This window comes from Saccharothrix sp. AJ9571, assembly GCF_021725495.1.
GTDB classification, from domain to species: Bacteria; Actinomycetota; Actinomycetes; order Mycobacteriales; family Pseudonocardiaceae; genus Amycolatopsis; species Amycolatopsis magusensis.
The window spans coordinates 7671324-7688131 of sequence record NZ_CP091382.1; the positions used below are offsets into that span (position 1 = coordinate 7671324).

Annotated in this window: 7 protein-coding genes; all 7 read right to left on the reverse strand. The window is 72.3% G+C overall.

The window, feature by feature from the left end:
- Positions 1 to 54: 54 nt before the first annotated feature.
- The 7 genes from L3Q67_RS34610 to L3Q67_RS34640 all read right to left on the reverse strand — a co-directional run bounded on the left by L3Q67_RS34610 (position 55) and on the right by L3Q67_RS34640 (position 16805).
- The gene (locus tag L3Q67_RS34610; protein ID WP_499185617.1) at positions 55 to 675 is read right to left on the reverse strand and encodes an MMPL family transporter; all 621 of its coding nucleotides are present in this window, start codon (positions 673 to 675) and stop codon (positions 55 to 57) included.
- 259 nt (positions 676 to 934) lie between these two features.
- On the reverse strand, positions 935 to 2155 hold the full coding sequence (locus L3Q67_RS34615; protein ID WP_499185618.1) for an MFS transporter: 1221 nt from the start codon (positions 2153 to 2155) through the stop codon (positions 935 to 937).
- Positions 2152 to 3117 carry an ornithine carbamoyltransferase gene (locus tag L3Q67_RS34620; RefSeq protein ID WP_499185619.1) on the reverse strand — a complete coding sequence of 322 codons (966 nt, stop codon included), beginning with the start codon at positions 3115 to 3117 and terminating at the stop codon, positions 2152 to 2154. Before L3Q67_RS34620 ends, L3Q67_RS34615 begins: the two co-directional genes overlap by 4 nt.
- On the reverse strand, positions 3114 to 10295 hold the full coding sequence (locus tag L3Q67_RS34625; RefSeq protein ID WP_499185620.1) for a non-ribosomal peptide synthetase: 7182 nt from the start codon (positions 10293 to 10295) through the stop codon (positions 3114 to 3116). The genes L3Q67_RS34620 and L3Q67_RS34625 overlap by 4 nt, the downstream gene beginning before the upstream one ends.
- Complete coding sequence (locus L3Q67_RS34630) at positions 10292 to 15178, reverse strand: non-ribosomal peptide synthetase (RefSeq protein ID WP_499185621.1); 4887 nt, start codon at positions 15176 to 15178, stop codon at positions 10292 to 10294. Before L3Q67_RS34630 ends, L3Q67_RS34625 begins: the two co-directional genes overlap by 4 nt.
- The gene (locus L3Q67_RS34635; RefSeq protein ID WP_209667247.1) at positions 15175 to 15384 is read right to left on the reverse strand and encodes an MbtH family protein; all 210 of its coding nucleotides are present in this window, start codon (positions 15382 to 15384) and stop codon (positions 15175 to 15177) included. The genes L3Q67_RS34630 and L3Q67_RS34635 overlap by 4 nt, the downstream gene beginning before the upstream one ends.
- Positions 15381 to 16805 (reverse strand): condensation domain-containing protein, encoded by a 1425-nt coding sequence (locus L3Q67_RS34640; RefSeq protein WP_499185622.1) that lies wholly within the window; start codon positions 16803 to 16805, stop codon positions 15381 to 15383. Before L3Q67_RS34640 ends, L3Q67_RS34635 begins: the two co-directional genes overlap by 4 nt.
- Positions 16806 to 16808 lie beyond the last annotated feature (3 nt).

Here is a 16808-nt window from a genome sequence, read left to right on the forward strand (position 1 = left end):
GGGCACACGGAAACCAAGAGAACAGCTAGAATTTCCGACTTGCGTGAAATCGATTCACATTGCTGCGACGGCGAAGACCGTGGCGAGCAGGACAACCACCGAAAGGAGCATTCCGGCCCGCGGGTCGTGCGGCACGGAGAGCACCCGGGTGCCCGGCCGGGCCCGCAGCGACGGAACCCGCTCGACCACGGCGACCCGGACCTTGGCGAACACCGCGGGTAGCACCGGCAGGCAGGCTACCACCGCGAGCACCGGAATCGTGGGCGAACCGGCCGGAACCGCGGTCACCACGTGGTGCACGGCCAGGTGCAGCGTCGCGGTGGAAACGATCACCGCGGCACCGGCGAGCCGCACGGGCTGACCGGTGGTGGTCATCTGGCGGTTCGCCAGCAGATGCCGGGCGTGGGGCCGCGAAGCCAGTTTCCGCAACCGGCGGCGATCCTGGCGCAGCATGGAAAGCGCCTGGTCCAGTCCAATCGCCCCGCCGATGAGGAAGAGCACCAGGCCAGTCGCCGCACCGGTGTGCGCCACCTGCGAGAGCACCAGAGAAGCGCCGGCCGCGGCGGCCGTCGGCGCCCACAACTGGCGGGGTGTCGCCCCCGCCAGCAGCACGGCGGCGAAGCCGAGCAGCAGGATCAGTGAGGCGGCGGGAAGATCGAACAATTCCGGGGCCATCCGGTGCTCCGTTTCCGCGTTTCCGGTCGCTCGTACCCCATTGATGCTGGTGGAAAGCGGTGCGGGGGTCAGCCCGGGGCACCCCCGGAAGCCGGGTGGGGACAACCCCACCATCGCCTTCCTTGATCCGCGAAACGCGGAAAAGGCCTCCGCGAAACGCCGAAATGGGGCTCTCGCGACGACCGCCGTCGCGAGAGCCCCATTTGGTGACAGTGTTTTATGACGCTGTTTTGTCACGTCGTTCGCTGCGTCGTTTCCACTACCGCGAGAGAGAACGAACTCCCGGACTGGCCGCGGCGAGCACGGTCAGCGCCGCCATCACCCCGGCGACGGTCAGCACGGAACCGGTGACCCCGAGCGTGGACAGGGCGAACCCGCCGAGCAGCGAACCGAAGGCGAGCGGCCCGTAGGCCAGCAGCGTGGCCACACTGGTCACCCGGCCACGCAGGTGGTCCGGCACGATGCGCACCAGGTAGGCGCCCACCGCCACGGTCCACACCGCGCCGATGTAGGACATCACGCCGTACACCGCGCCGAGCGCCACCGGGTTGCTCGCGGCCAGCAGCGTGGTCGGCACCAGCAGCGCCCACAGCGCGTTCGCGCCGATCACCAGTGCGGGCAAGGAGATCCGGCGGATCCAGAAGGTGGCCCCGAGCGCGCCGAGCACCCCGCCGACCCCGCTGACCGCCGACACCACCGCGGCCACGGTCTGCGAACCGCCGTCCTCGCGGACGATCACCAGCACGCTGAGCATCAGCACCTGGAACAACAGGTTGCTGACCGCGATGAGCCCGGCCGCGGCCCGTGCGAAGCGGTGCCCGGCCATCCACCGCAGCCCTTCCATCAACGCCGCCAGCGGCTTCTGCGGTTCCGCCGGTCCCGCGTCGGCCTGCAGCGGCTTCTTGATCATCAGCACCGTGCCGAGCGAGAAGGCGTGCAGCACGGCGGTGGCCAGGAACGGGAACCACTGCGTCACCGCGGTGAGCACGCCGGCGCCGGGCTGGCCGAGCAGCCCGGCCGCCTGTTCCCTGGCTTCGTTGCGCGACATCGCCGTGGTCAGGTGCTGTTCCGGGACCACGCTGGGCAGCGCCGCCCGCTCGGCGATCCGGTACACCACGGTGAACGCGCCTTCGACGAAGGCCACCACCGCCAGGTGCCACAGGTTCAGTCCGACGAAGATCATCGCCACCGGGATGCTGCCGACCGCGACCAGCCGCGCCAGGTCGCAGATGATCATCAGCTTCCGGCGGTCGAAGCGGTCCACCGCGACCCCGGCGGGCAACTGCACCAGCAGGTAGGGCAACTGCGCGGCGAAGGCGACCAGCCCGGCCGAGGCCGCGGATCCGGTGGCCCACAACACGATCAGCGGATAGGCGAAGGCGCTCAGCCGCGAGCCGAGGAAGGACAGCCCGGCGCCGGACCACAGCAGCAGGAAGTCCCGGTTGCCGCGCAGTCCCCGGTCGGGAACGGTGGCGGTCATCGGGCGGGGGTTTCGACGTCGGCGCCGCCGCACCACTCCAGCACCGCCATCGCGCTGTGCAGCTTGTGCTGCGCCTGGCGGAAGGCCAGGCTCATCGGGCCGTCCAGCACCTCGGCGGTCACCTCCTCGCCGCGGTGGGCGGGCAGGTCGTGGAGGAACACCGCGTGCGGATTGGCGTCCCAGAACCCGGCGTGCACGGCGAACGGCGCGAAGGTCTCGCGCCAGCTCTCGTCGGCCTTGGTCGTGCCGGTGGTCTGCCACCGCGTGGTGTAGATGGCGTCGAACCCGCCGGGCAGCACGTCCATGTCGTGCCGTTCGACGATCGACGAGCCGTAGCGGGCCGCCTGCTCGGCCGCGGTGTCCGCGATCGGCTTCGCCAGGCCGTATCCCGGTGGCGTGCGCAGTTCGAGCACGGTGCCGGGGTACCGGGTCAGCCCGAGCGCCAGCGCGGCCGCGCTGTTGTTGCCCTCGCCGACGTAGAGCACACGCAGGCCGCTGATCCGGCCGAAGTGGCAGAACAGCGTGGTCAGGTCGGCGAGCCCCTGGGTCGGGTGCTCCTCGACGTTCATCGCGTTGATCACCGGCATGCCGTGCCCGGCCAGCTGCCCCAGCGACTCGGCGGGCAGCGTGGTCCGCGCGACGAGCAGGTCCAGCATCGAAGCGAGCACGCGGCCGGTGTCGGCGAGCGTCTCACCGGTGTTGGTCTGCAGGTCGCCCGGTCCGTAGGTGAGCAGCCGGGCGCCCAGCCGCAGCGCGCCGCTGGAGAACGCGGTGCGCGTGCGGGTCGAGGTCTTCTCGAAGTAGACGCCCACGACGGCGCCGTCGAGCGGGGCACCCGGTTTCACCCCGGCGGCGTGGGCGGCGCCGCGGCGCACCAGGTACTCCAGGTCCTCTTCGACGAGGTCGTTGAGGGACAGCAGGTTCCTGGCGAGCTTGGCCGGGGTGGCGATCAACTCGGTCATCGGGTCCCTCCATCGGACATCAGCGTCTGGATCAGCGCGGCCAGTTCCCCGGCCCGCCGCGGCCGCAGGGCCTCCTCGTGCTCACCGGCCATCCGGTGCACGGTCAGCCCGCCACCGGCCAGTTCGCGCCAGTGGTTCAGGTATTCGGGGTAGGACAGCCCGCGGACCACGCCGTGACGTTCCTCGGCGCACTCGTCGGTGATCACCAGCCGGATCGGCGTGCCGGCGGCCGGGTAGCGGTAGGTGTACATCGCCTCGGTCAGCGCCCGTGCCCGGTGGACCTGGCGGCGCATGGCTTCCAGATCCGCGGTGTCGGCGGACAGACCGGCCAGCCGCAGCAGCGACTGGACCTCCCCGGAGGGCTCCAGGTCCGGCTGCGCGCACAGTTCGGCGAGCCGGTCGGTGAGCACGTCGCTGGTGACCACCTCGGGGGAGACCGCCGGGTCGCCGATCGGGTCGATCAGGATCAACGCGGACGCCGGGGTACGGGCATCCGCCAGCTGGCGCGCCATCTCCCACGCCAGCGTCGCCCCCGAGGACCAGCCCAGCAGCGCGAACCGGCCTTCGGGTTGCAGCTCGCCCAGGTAGCGGGTGGCGAGCGCGGTCAGGTCGACCGGCTCCTCCCCCACCCCGTCCGGCGCCTCGAAGGCGGCCACCGAACGGCCCATCCGGTCGGCGAGCGGCAGGAACCAGTGCGCGCTGCCGCCCTGCGGGTGCACGCAGTACAGCGGCGGGCTGGTGTCCCTGGTGCGCAGCCAGGCCAGTGCCCGCCCGCTGTCCCCCGCCGAGGATTCCAGCCGCGCGGCCAGCGCCTCGATGGTGCGGGTTTCGAACACATCGCGCACCGAGACGGTGAACCCGGCCGAGCGCAGGCCGGCGACCACGGTCAGCGTGCGGATCGAATCCCCGCCCACGGCGAAGAAATCGTCGGTCACGCCGATCCCGGCCACGCCGAGCACCGAACCCCAGACCTCGGCGATCCGCCGCTCGGTCGCGTTCCGCGGGGCCACCGCGGGTTCCTCCGCCAGGTGCGAGCGGTCCGGGTCCGGCAGCGCCTTGCGGTCGACCTTCCCGTTGGGGGTCAACGGAAGCGCGTCGAGCACGAGCAGCGCCGAGGGCACCAGGTGCTCCGGCACGGTCTTGGCGAGTTCGGCGCGCACGGCCTCCCGGTCGGCCTCGCCGACCAGGTAGCCGATGAGCCGTCCGCCCGCGGCCTTCGCCGCCGCGTCCCGCACCCCGGGCACCGCCCGCAGCGCGGCTTCGACCTCGCCGAGTTCCACCCGCTGCCCGCGGATCTTGACCTGGTTGTCGCGGCGGCCGATGAACTCCAGTTGCCCGTCGGGCCGGTAGCGCACGCGGTCACCGGTCCGGTAGAGCAGGCCCTCGCCGGTGAACGGATCCGGCACGAACGCCTGCGCGGTCCGCTCGGGGTCGCCGAGGTAGCCGTGCCCGACGCCCTCGCCGCCGACGTACAGCTCACCGGGCACGCCGATCGGCGCCGGACGGCGGTTGCCGTCGAGCACGTACAGCCGGGTGTTCCGGATCGCCCGGCCGATCGGCACCAGCGCGGCGCCCTCGGGCAGGGGCTCGGTCAGCACGGCGTGCGTGACGTCGTCCGAGCACTCGGTGGGACCGTAGGCGTTGACCACCGGGATACTCCGGAACCGGGCGAACCAGCGGGTGCACAGCTCCGGTGGCAGCGCCTCACCGGTCACCACCAGCCAGCGCAGCGCGCCCAGCGGCGGCACCGGGGCGCCGGAATCCCAGTCGTCCAGTGCCGCCCGCAGCAGCGAGGGCACCACCTCCAGCACGCTGATCCCCTCGGCCTCGACCGTGCCGAACAACGCGGCGGGATCGGCGGCGCAGGCGGGGGTGACCACCCGCACCCGGCCCCCGGCCAGCAGCGCGGCCAGCATCTGCCAGATCGACACGTCGAAGGTCAGCGGCGCGTTCTGCACCACCGAATCCGTGCCGGTCAGCGTCAGGTCCTCGACCTTGGAGAGCAGGTGGTTGACCATGCCGCGGCGGTGCACCATCGCGCCCTTGGGCGCACCGGTCGAGCCGGAGGTGTAGAGCACGTACGCGAGATCGTGCTCGCCGCCGCGCGGCGGCAGCAGTTCCTGGTGCTCCTCGTCGCCGAGCAGGACGATCCGCGCGCCGGTCTTCGCCGCCGCCCGTTCCGCGTGCCCGGCGTGTTCCGGCGTCACCAGCACGAATCGCGCGCCGCTGTCGGTCAGCAGCCGTTCGGTGCGAGCTTCGGGGGCGGCGGTGTCCAGCGGGATGTACGCCGCGCCGGCCCCCAGCACGCCGAGCACAGCGGTGACGAACCGCGCGCCGGGATCGGCCAGCACGGCGACCAGGCTGCCCGGCCCGGCACCGGTGAGCTGCCCGGAGATCGCGCTCGCCCGGCCGACGAGTTGTTCGTAGGTCAGGGTTTCCCGGTCGTCGCTCACCGCCACGGCGTCCGGCTGCCGCTCGGCCACCGCCCGCACCCGCTCCACGACGCCTTCGCTGTCGAGCGGCTTTTCCGTGTGGTTCCAGGCGTTGAGCACCAGTTCGCGCTCGCCGGCGGGCAGGCAGGTCTCCCGCGCGTCGGCACCCGGGTCGGCGACCATCGCCTCCAGCACCGCGCGGAACATGGCGACGAGCCGGTCGCCGTCGGCGCGGCGCACCACGTCGGTCCGGGCGTGCAGCATCAGCCGGTCGCCCATCACGCCCATGGTCAGCCCGAACTCGTTCGGGCTGTCGTCGATCACCGTCTCCCCGTCGACCAGGCCCAGGTCCATCACGTGGAAGTCCAGGTAGATGAAGAAGGTCTCGATCAGCCGGTCCGCCGAGCCGGCCGCACCCGCGTCGCGGTGCATCTCCGGCAGCGGGAAACGGCGGTGCGGCCACAGCTCCACCTGACCGGCATAAGCCGCCTGGATCAGCTCACGCCAGGTCCCGGCCGAACGGTCGTACGGGAACGGCACGGTGTTGAGGTACATGCCGAACACGCGGTCGGCGCCGAGCAGTTCGGGCCGGGTGTCGCAGACCAGGCCGGTGCTGAACGCCTCCTGGTCGGTGAGCATGCTCATCACCTTGAGGTAGGCCGCGTGCCAGACCGCCTTGATGGACACGCCCAGCGAGGTGGCCAGCCCGCGCAGGCCGTCCACCAGATCCGCGCAGGGCAGGTCGATCCGGTACGGCACGCCAGGTTCCGGGTCCCGCCACGCCTGCGGCAGCTCCAGTTTCGGCTGGCGGGCCACGAGTTCCCGCCAGTACCCGCGGTCTTCGGCCGAGTCGAGCGAGGCCAGTTCCGCGGCGATGAAGTCGGCGTAGCGCACCTCGGGCAGCGCGGCCAGTTCCGGGTTGCGGCCGTCGCGCAGCTTGCCGTAGGCGGTCAGGATCTCCATCAGCAGCGAGTGGAAGCTCCAGCCCTCCAGCACGGCGTGGCATTCGGTGATGGAGATCCACCAGCCCTGTTCGACCACGTGCGCGAACACCCGGATCAGCGGCGGCCGCGCCAGGTCGAACAGGGCGGCGCGCTCGGCCGCGGTGAACTTCCGCAGCGCGATCTGCTGCGCCTGTGCCTCCTGGCCACGGAGATCACGCATGCCGACCGAAAGCGCCGCGTCGGTGTGCACGAGCTGCATCGGCACCGAGAACTCGTTGGCGTGCAGCGAAGTCCGCAGGATCTCGTGCCGCTCGACCACCAGCGAAGCCGCGTCACGCAGGGCGTCGAAGTCGAACGGCTGCTCGTCCTTGACCTGGAACGAGCTGATGTTGTGGTAGATGTTGTCCGAGCCACCGGCCAGCATCTCCACCAGCATGCCGGTCTGCACCTGGGACATCGGGTAGGCGTCGGAGATCCCCGGCCCCACCAGCGCCCGGTCCTCCGCCGAGATCAGCTCGAACGGCTCGACCGGGGTGTCGATCGGCGCCGGCGCGGAGCGCTCGTCGCAGTAGGCGGCCAGCTGGGCGACCGTGCGGTACTCGAAGATGTCCCGCACCGAGACGTCGAATCCGGCCGAGCGCAGCGCGCCGACCAGCGCCACCGCGCGGATCGAGTCACCGCCGACCTCGAAGAACCCGTCGTGCACGCCGAGCGTGCCGGTGTCCAGGGTGTCCCGCCAGATCGAGGCCATCCGCGCCTCGGTCACCGTCCGCGGCGGCGTCACCTCACCGGCCGCGCGCACCGAGCCCGCGTCCGGCTGGGGCAGCGCCCGGCGGTCGAGTTTCCCGTTGGTGGTCAGGGGAATCCGGTCGAGCACCACGTAGGCGGCCGGGATCATGTAGTCCGGCAGCGACTTCGCCACCAGCGCACGCAACTCGCCGGGGTCCGGCGCCTCGGCCTCGTCCGCGACGAGGTAGGCCACCAGCCGCTTGTCGCCCGGGGTGTCCTCACGCAGCACGACGACCGCGTCACGCACGGCCGGGTGCTCGCCCAGCGCGGCGGCGATCTCCCCGAGTTCGATCCGGAAGCCACGCAGCTTGACCTGGTGGTCGATGCGGCCGAGGAACTCCAGGCTGCCGTCGGGCAGGCGGCGGGCCAGGTCGCCACTGCGGTAGAGGCGATCGCCGGGGGCACCGAACGGGTCCGGCACGAACCGCTCGGCGGTCAGCTCCGGCCTGCCGAGGTAACCCCGCGCCACCCCGTGCCCGCCGACGTGCATCTCACCGGCCATACCGGTGGGCACCAGGTTGCCGTGCCGGTCGAGCAGGTGGATCCGCTCGCCGTCGAGCGGGTAGCCGACCGGATTGCCCGCGCCCGGCTCCAGGTCCGCTTCGGTCAGCGCGTAGAAGGTCGAGTGCACGCAGGTTTCGGTGATGCCGTACATGTTGATCAGCGCGGGACGGCTCAGCCCGAAGCGCTTGACCCACGGCGCGAGTTCGCGCTGCTCCAGCTTCTCCCCCGCGAACACCACCGCGCTCAGCGCGAGGTCCGCCAGCCGGGGGTCGTCCGCCTCGGCGGCGGCGATCAGCGCGCGGAACGCCGACGGCGTCTGCGACAGCACGGTGACCCGCTCCCGCACCAGCAGGTCGAGGAACTCCTCCGGCGACCGCGACACGGTGAACGGCACCACCACCAGCTTCCCGCCGTGCAGCAGCGCGCCCCACATCTCCCACACCGACACGTCGAAGGCGTAGGAGTGGAACATCGACCAGCTGTCGTCGGCGCCGAAACCGTAGTGCAGCTGGGCCGCGGTGAGCAGGCCGTGCACGTTGGCGTGGGTGACGCAGACGCCCTTCGGTTTCCCGGTCGAGCCGGAGGTGTAGATGACGTAGGCGAGGTTTTCCGGGCCGCTCGACGGTTCCGGCGTGGTGTCCGGAGCGGCGTCGAGCGCCGTGGCGCCCTCGCCGTCCAGCACCACGATCCGTCCCGTGTGGACTTCCCGCACCAGGTCCAGGTGTGCCGCGGTGGTGACCACCAGCGGCGCGGCGGCGTCTTCGAGCATGAACCGCAGGCGATCGGCCGGGTAGGCCGGGTCGAGCGGCAGGTAACCCGCGCCCGACTTGGTCACGCCCAGCAGCGTGGGCACCAGGTCGACCCCGCGGTCCAGGCAGACACCGACGAGGGTTTCCGGGGCCGCGCCGAGGTCACGCAGGTGGTGGGCGAGCCGGTTCGACCAGCGGTCCAGTTCGGTGTAGCTCAGCTCGGCGTCGTCGCAGGTGACCGCTACCGCGTTCGGGGTGCGGGCGGCCTGCTCGGCGAACACCTCGTGCAGGCAGCGAGAAACGGAGTCGGGTTCGGCCCGCCCGGCCTGGCGCACCAGCAGTGAGCGTTCGTCCGAAGGCAGCACGTCCAGCTCGTGCACGCCGGTGCGCGGGTCCGCCGCGATGCTCTCCAGCAGGCGTGAGTAGTGCTCGGCCAGCCGTCGCGCGGTCGCCTCGTCGAACAGGTCGGTGGCGTACTCGACGTGGCCGCCGATCGAGCCGTCGGGCAGCTCGGCCAGCCGCAGCGCCAGGTCGAACTTGGCCACCTGCCACTCCAGGTCCACGTACTCGGCCCGGACGCCTGCCAGCTCACCGCCGAGCACCGGCAGCGCGTGCAGGGTGAAGGCGATCTGGAACAGCGGGGTGATCGACATGTCCCGCTCGGGCTGCAGTTCGTCGACCAGCCTGCTGAACGGCACGGCCTGGCGGTCCAGCGCCTCCAGCACGGTGACCCGGTTGCGGGCCAGCATGTCCTCGAAGGACGGCTCACCGGCGATGCGCATGCGCAAGGCCAGGCTGTTCATCACGTAGCCGAGCAGGCCCTCCAGCTCGGGATGGTTGCGGCCGGAGACCACGGTGCCGACGGTGACGTCGTCCTGGCCGGTGTAGCGGGCCAGCAGGCACTGGAAAGCGGTCAGCAGCACCATGAACGGCGTCGCGTCACCCGCCCTGGCCAGCTCACGCAGCCGGTCGGCCGTGCCCGCCGGGACGACCAGCGGCACGCTCGCGCCCCGCCAGCCGCGCACCGGCGGCCGCGGGTGGTCGGTCGGCAGTTCCAGGCGCGGCAGGTCGGCGAGCTGGTCGCGCCAGTACCACAGGTGCTGCTCCATGGCCTGGTCCGAGAGGAAGTCCCGTTGCCAGGCCGCGTAGTCGGCGTACTGCACCGCGGGCGGGGGCAGCGGTGACGGCCTGCCCGAGGAGAACGCCACGTACAGCGCGCCGAGTTCGTTCAGCAGCACCTCCTGCGACACCTCGTCCGAGGCGATGTGGTGGAACACCGCCAGCAGCAGGTGATCCGCCGCCCCGATGCGCAGCAGGGTCAGCCGCAGCGGGTGCTCGCGCTCCAGGTCGAACGGGCGCAGCGCCTCCTGCTCGGCGGCGGCCAGCGCGGCGGCCTCGTCCGGCACCTCGATGTCCGTCCACCGTGGAGCGGCGGGCGGGTCGACGAGCTGGGCGGGTTCGTCACCGGCCAGCTCGTACCGCGTGCGCAGGATCTCGTGCCGGGCGACGAGTTCGGCCCACACCCGCTTCAGCGCGCCGGTGTCCAGCGGGCCGCGCAACCGCAGCGCCAGCGGCACCAGGTATTCCGGGCTGCCCGGGTCGAGCCGGTTGAGGAACCACTGCTGCCGCTGCCCGAACGACAACCGCAGCGGGGTGCTGCGGTCGGCGCGGCCGATCGAGAGCCGGTTGCCCGCGGCGCTGCCCGCCATCCGGCGGCGCACCAGTTCCTCGCGGTAGAGCTCGGTCTCCTGCATGGTCATCGCTGACCCTCCTCGCTGCGCGCGAGCACCTCGGCCGCGCTGAGTCCGTCGATCTCGGCCCTGATCAGCTCCGTCACGGCTTCGGCAAGCCCGGCCACGGTCGGCGCGTCGAACAGCGTGCGCATGCCGACCTCCACGTCGAACTCCTGCCGGAGCATGGACACCACCGTGGCGGCCGACATCGAATGCCCGCCGAGGTCGAAGAAGTTGTCGTGCACGCCGATCCGCCGGTCGAGCACCCGCGCCCAGATGGCAGCGATCCGGCGTTCCACCACCGTGCGCGGTGCCTGCCCGGCCTGCTCGCCCTCGGCTTCGGCGTCCGGTTCCGGCAGGGCGCGGCGGTCGACCTTGCCGTTGGCGTTCAGCGGCAGCGACTCCATCGGCACGAACAGGCTGGGGATCTCATGCCGTGGCAGGGTCTGCGCCAGGAACGCGGCCGGCTCGGTGGCACGGCCGACGTGGTAGGCCACCAGCTTCTGTCCTTTGAGGACGACCACGGCTTCGCGCACATCGGGGTGGGCCAGCAGGGCGGCTTCCACCGCGCCGAGTTCGACCCGGTACCCGCGCACCTTCACCTGGTTGTCGGCGCGGCCGCGGAACTCCACGGCTCCGCCGGGCAGCACCCGGCCCAGGTCACCGGTGCGGTACAGCCGCCCGCCGGGCCGACCGTGCGGATCGGTACGGAACTTCTCCGCGGTCAGCTCGGGCTTGCCGACGTAACCCCTGGCCACGCCGATGCCGCCGACGTAGATTTCGCCGACCACCCCGATCGGGACCGGGTCCAGGTTCTCGTCGAGCACGTACATGGTGGTGTTCGGGATCGGGTGCCCGATGGACAGGAACTCGGTCGAGCGCGCACCGGCTTCGGGGAACAGCGCCGAGTTGCCCACGGTGATCTCGGTCGGGCCGTACTCGGCGGCGAACCGCGCGTCCGGACGGCCGGTCACCGCGCGCCAGCGTTCGGCGAGCGTGGCCGGGACCCAGTCGCCCGCGGCGCTGACCAGTTCCGCGAGCGGCACCGGCCCGGCGTCGGCGAGCTGGCCGAGTACCAGTTCCAGTTGCGCGGGCGCCAGCTTGATGAAGCTGAACGGGCCCGCGTCGGCCAGTGCCGGGCCGAGTTTGGTCAGGTCGAAGTCCTGCGGGAACAGGTGCACCGGCTGCCCGGTGAGCAGCGGGGTGTACAGGTTCGGCAGGCCGAGGTCGTAGGCGATCGAGGTGAACAGCGGCGCGCCGCCGGTGCCGTGCGCGGCATACGCCCCGACCGTCCAGTCCAGGTAGTTCGCCAGCCCGCGGTGGGCCACCGCGACACCCTTGGGCGTGCCGGTCGAGCCGGAGGTGTAGATGAGGTAGGCCAGCCGGTCGAGCCCGTCGCCGTCCGGTTCTTCCGGCGCGTCGGCGCGCTGGCTCGCCAGTTCTTCGCGATCGACGTCGGCCAGCAGCCGTCCGCCCCCGAAGCCGGCGGCGTGCTCGGCCAGTTCCGAATCCGAAACCAGCAGCTCGGCACCGGAGTCGGCGAGCATGTGCCGCACGCGGTCCGGTGGGAACGACGGGTCGAGCGGAACGTAGGCACCGCCCGCCTTCCACACCCCGAGCAGCGCGGCCACCAGGTCCGGCCCGCGGTCGAGCAGCACGCCCACCACGGATTCCGCGGTGACCCCGCGCGAGCGCAGCAGGTGCGCGAACCGGTTGGCTTCGCTTTCCAGTTCGCCGTAGGTGACGGTTCCGCCGTCGTGCACCAGCGCCACCGCTTCCGGCGTGCGCGCGGCCTGCTCGGCGATCGCCAGGTGCACCGGCCGCGACGGCTGCTCGGCCGTGGTGTCGTTCCACGTCTTCAGCAGCAGTTCCCGCTCCGGCGCGGCGACCAGTCCGGCGGTGCCGATCGGCTCGTCCGGCGCGGTGGTCAGCGATTCGGCCAGCCGGACGAAGTTCGCGCCGAGCCGCTCGATGGTGGCCTGGTCGAACAACGCGGTCGCGTACTCCAGGATGCCGTCGAGCCTGCCGTCGGCGTGGGTGCGCATGATCAGCGTCAGGTCCGTTTTCGCGGTGCGCCAGATGGACCGCATGACGTCCGAGCCGACGACGTTGGTGTTGGCCTCGGCCAGGTCCGCGTCGTGCAGGTCGAAGATCACCTGGTAGACCGGCGTCCTGGCGAGATCGCGGCCGGGCTGGATCTCCTCGACCAGCCGCTCGAAGGGCAGGTCGGCGTGCCCGAAGGCACCCACGCAGGCCTCCCGCACCCGGCCCAGCGCCTCGGTGAAGCTCAGCTCCGGGGTCAGGTTCGCCCGCAGCGCCAAGGAGTTCAGGAAGAAGCCGACCGCGGTTTCGGCCTCGGGCGCGGTCCGCCCGGCCACCGGCGTGCCGACCACCACGTCCCAGTCACGGCTGTAGCGGGCGAGCAGCACGGTGAACACGGTCAGCAGCGACATGAACGGGGTCGCGCCCGCCTGCCGTCCCTGCTCCAGCAGCGAACCGGCGATCCCCGGCGGCAGGGTGAAGTCCAGTGCCGCGCCATGGGAATCGCGCTCGGCGGCACGCGGGCGGTCCACCGGCAGCTCGATCGGGTGCACGCCGTCCAGCGCGGCCCGCCAGTACGCCAGTTGTTCCTCCAGCAGCGTCCCGGTCAGCGCGCGCCGCTGGCGAATGGCGTGGTCGGCGTACTGCAGCGCGGGCGCGGGCAGGTCGGTCTCCCCGGCGCACAGCCGCTCGAACTCCTCGGCCAGCACCACCAGCGAACGGCCGTCCACCGCGATGTGGTGTGCGGTGAGCAGCAGCAGGCCGTCGAGGCCGGGCCGGTCGAGCAGCAGCGCACGCCAGATCGGGCCCTCGGCCAGGTCGAACCCGCGCGACAGCTCCGCGCGGAACAGCTCGTGCTTGGACGGCGCACCCTGGACGACCCGCAGTTCGACCTCGGCGGGCGGGTCGATCACCTGCCATGGCTCGTTGTCGTGCACCACGTACCGGGTGCGCAGCACCTCGTGGCGTTCGGCGAGGGCGTTCAGCGCCCGCCCGACCACTTCGCGGCCGGTACCGGCGGGCACGCGCAGGAACAGCGGCACCACGTATTCCTGGTGGCCCCGGCGCAGTTGCTCGAGGAACCACAGCCGTCGCTGGCCGAAGGACAGCGGCAGCCTGCCGTCCGGGCGCACCACCGGCTCCGGCGCCGCTTCGACGTCCTTTGTGGACAGAAGGGCGGCCTGGGCGCGAACGGTGGAAGCGGCGAACAGGTGGCGGACCTCGATGCGCCTGCCGGTCTTCGCGCGCAGCCATTCGGCCAGCCGCGTGATCAGCAGGGAATGCCCGCCCAGCTGGAAGAAGTCGTCGTCGGCGCCGACGCGGTCGACCTCGAGCAGTTCCGCCCAGGCTTCGGCCACCACCCGCTCGGCGGGTGTGGCGGGCTCCTGGTAGCCGGGCCGCCCCGGCTGCTCGGTGAGTTCCATGGCACGCAGCGCGGTCCGGTCCACCTTGCCGCTCGTGGTCAGCGGCAGCTCGGCCACCGGGACCACCAGCGTGGGCACCAGGTGCTCGGGCAGCCGTCCGCGCAGGAAGGTGCGCAGCGCCGCGGGCTCGATGTCGCCCACCACGAACGCCGCCAGGCGCAGTTCGCCACCGCCACTGGCGGCGGGGACCGCGAGCACCGCGCCACCACGCACCGCGGGGTGGGCGCGCAACGCGGCTTCGACCTCGCCGGGCTCGATCCGCACGCCGTTGACCTTGACCTGGTCGTCGAGGCGGCCGAGGTACTCGAGCATGCCGTCGGAGTGCCAGCGAGCCCGGTCGCCGGTGCGGTACAGCCGCGCGCCGGGCGCGCCGAGGGGGTCGGGCACGAACCGCTCGGCGGTCAGCTCCGGCTGACCGGCGTACCCGAGGCCGACCCCGGCACCGCCGAGGTACAGCTCCCCGGCCAGGCCGATCGGGGTGAGTTCACCGTGCTCGTCCAGCACCACCACGTGGTCACCGCTGATCGGCGCGCCGATCGGCACCGGGCCGGTCTTCTGCTCGCGCTCGCAGCGGTAGGCGGTGGCGTCGATGGCGCATTCGGTGGGGCCGTAGGTGTTCCACAATTCGACGTCGACCTTGGCCCAGACCTGCTGGCACAGCTCGGCCTGCAACGCCTCCCCCGCGGAGAACAACAGCCGCAGCGAAGTGCAGTCGGCCAGCCGGTCCTGCGCGACCAGCAGCCGCAGCACCGAGGGCACCACCTGCAGCACGGTCACCTCGTCGCGGATGACCGTTTCGATCATGGTCACCGGGTCGCGCTCGGCACCGGCCGGGGCCAGCACCACGGTGCCGCCGCTGACCAGCGGCGCGAAGATCTCCCAGCCCGCCGCGTCGAAGGAGAGCGAGGTCTTCTGCAGCACGCGGTCCCCGGCGGACAGGCCGTGGGTCCGCACGGTCCAGTGCACCCGGTTGGCGATGCCGCCGTGGGTGACCACCACGCCCTTCGGCCGCCCGGTGGAACCCGAGGTGTAGATGACGTAGGCCGGGCTGTCCGGGGCGGTCGCGAGCCGCGGCAGCGCGGGCGCCTCACCCCCGGCGGCGATCAGCTCGGCCACCGACTCGTCGGTCAGCACGATGCGGCAGCCGGTCTCCTCGACGATCCCGGCGATGCGGTCCTCGGGGTGGTCCGGGTCCAGCGGCACGTATGCGCCACCCGCCCGCCACACCGCCACCAGCGCGACCACCAGGTCGATCCCCCGGCGCAGCCGCACACCGACGGCCTCGCCCGGCGCGCACCCCCGCTCGCGCAGCGCCGCCGCCACGTGCCCGGCGCGGCGGTCCAGCTCGGCGTAGGAAACGCTGTCCCAGCCGTCGATCGCGGCGACCGCGCCCGGTGTGCGGGCGACCTGCAGGGCGAACGCGTCGTGCAGCAGCGTGGCGGTCATCGCGACGCCCCGGCTGTGCGCACGCTCAGCGGCCGCAGGTCCTGCCACACCTCGCCGATCCGGGCCAGGCACTCTTCGCGGGACCCCTCGGTGCCCTCGGCGCGCCAGCCGGCGGGCAGCTCACGCCGCACGGGCCACAGGGAGTACTGCTCTTCGCTGTTCACCACGACCCGGTAGCGGGGGCCGTTGTCGCCGGGGTGAGTCATCGTGTTCCTCCGTAGGAAGCGGCGGTGAGGTGGGGTTGGCCGGTGGCGAAGGCGAGGAGCCTGGCGCGCTCGCCGTCGTCGAGCAGCGGCACGCCGGCCACCGGGCGTCCGGGGTCGTCGCGCGCCGCCCGGATCAGCAGGCGGTAGTGCTCGGCCAGCCGCGCGATCGTGCCGGGGTCGAACAGATCGGTGTCGTACTTGAGCGCGCACCGGATGGAGGCGCGGTCGCGGACCAGTTCCAGCGTCACGTCGAACTGGCCCTCCTGCTGCGGCACGTCGAAGCCGGAGAGCCGGAGCCCGGCGTAGTCGGCCGTGGTGCCGTGGCCACCGGCGGCCAGCGCGAACAACGGCGCCTGCCTGCCGACGGTGACCGTGGTGGCCAGCGCCTGGAACAGCCCCGAGGTGCCGGACGCGCGGGGCAGGCCGAGCGCCTGGGGCAGCAGGGCGGACGGGTAGTCCACCCGGTCCATGCCCTCACGCAGCTGCCCGCTGGTCTCGGCGACCACCTCGCGGAACGTCGAACCCGGCCCGCAGCGGGTGCGCAACGGGATCGAGTTCACGAAGTAGCCGGCCACGCCCAGGCGGTTGAGGCCCATGGTGGAGGTGGCCGCGCAGCCGATGAGGAAGTCGCGCTGGCCGGAGTAGCGGTGCAGCAGCGCCTGGAACAGCCCGATCAGGTAGCGCGCGGGCGTGGTGCGGTTCGCGCGGGACGCGGGCACCAGCCCGGCGACGATGTCCTCGGGCATCTGGAACACGTGCGTCGCGCCGCGCAGCCGCTGGTGCCCCGGCCGGGGCCGGTCCGTGGGCAGGTCGAGCACGGTCGGGGCGTCCTCGCACAGCGCACGCCAGTACGCCGCCAGTTCGGCGGCGCGGGGCGAGTCGAGCAGCCGCCGCTCCGCGGTCACGAAGTCGTCGTAGGTGGCTTTGACCGGCGCCCACTCGGGGCTTCCGCCTTCGCGCATCGCCTGGTAGGCGTCGAGCAGGTCCTGGAGCACCAGCACCTGCGACGGGCCGTCCAGTGCGATGTGGTGGCTGACGAACACCAGCAGCGCGTCGTCGGGAGCGCGGCGCAGCAGCACCAGCCGGGCGGGGGCGCCCACGGGCAGCCGGAACGGCCGGGTGACCTCGGCCCGCACCAGCGTGGCCAGCACGTCTTCGCCGACCTCGCCGACGTCCCGCACTTCCAGGCCGAGCAGGCCGCCGTCGCTGACCACCCGCCGCGGCATCCCGTCGATCTCGGTGAAGGTCGAGCGCAGGACGTCGTGCCGGTGCGCGGTCAGCTGGACCGCACGGGCGAGCGCGGGCACGTCCAGCCGGTTGTGCGTCCGGAGGGTGAAGACCACGTTGTAGGCGGAGCTGTCCGGCGCCATGCGGTTGATGAACCACAGCGCCTCCTGCCCCACCGACAAGGCGTGTTCCATCGC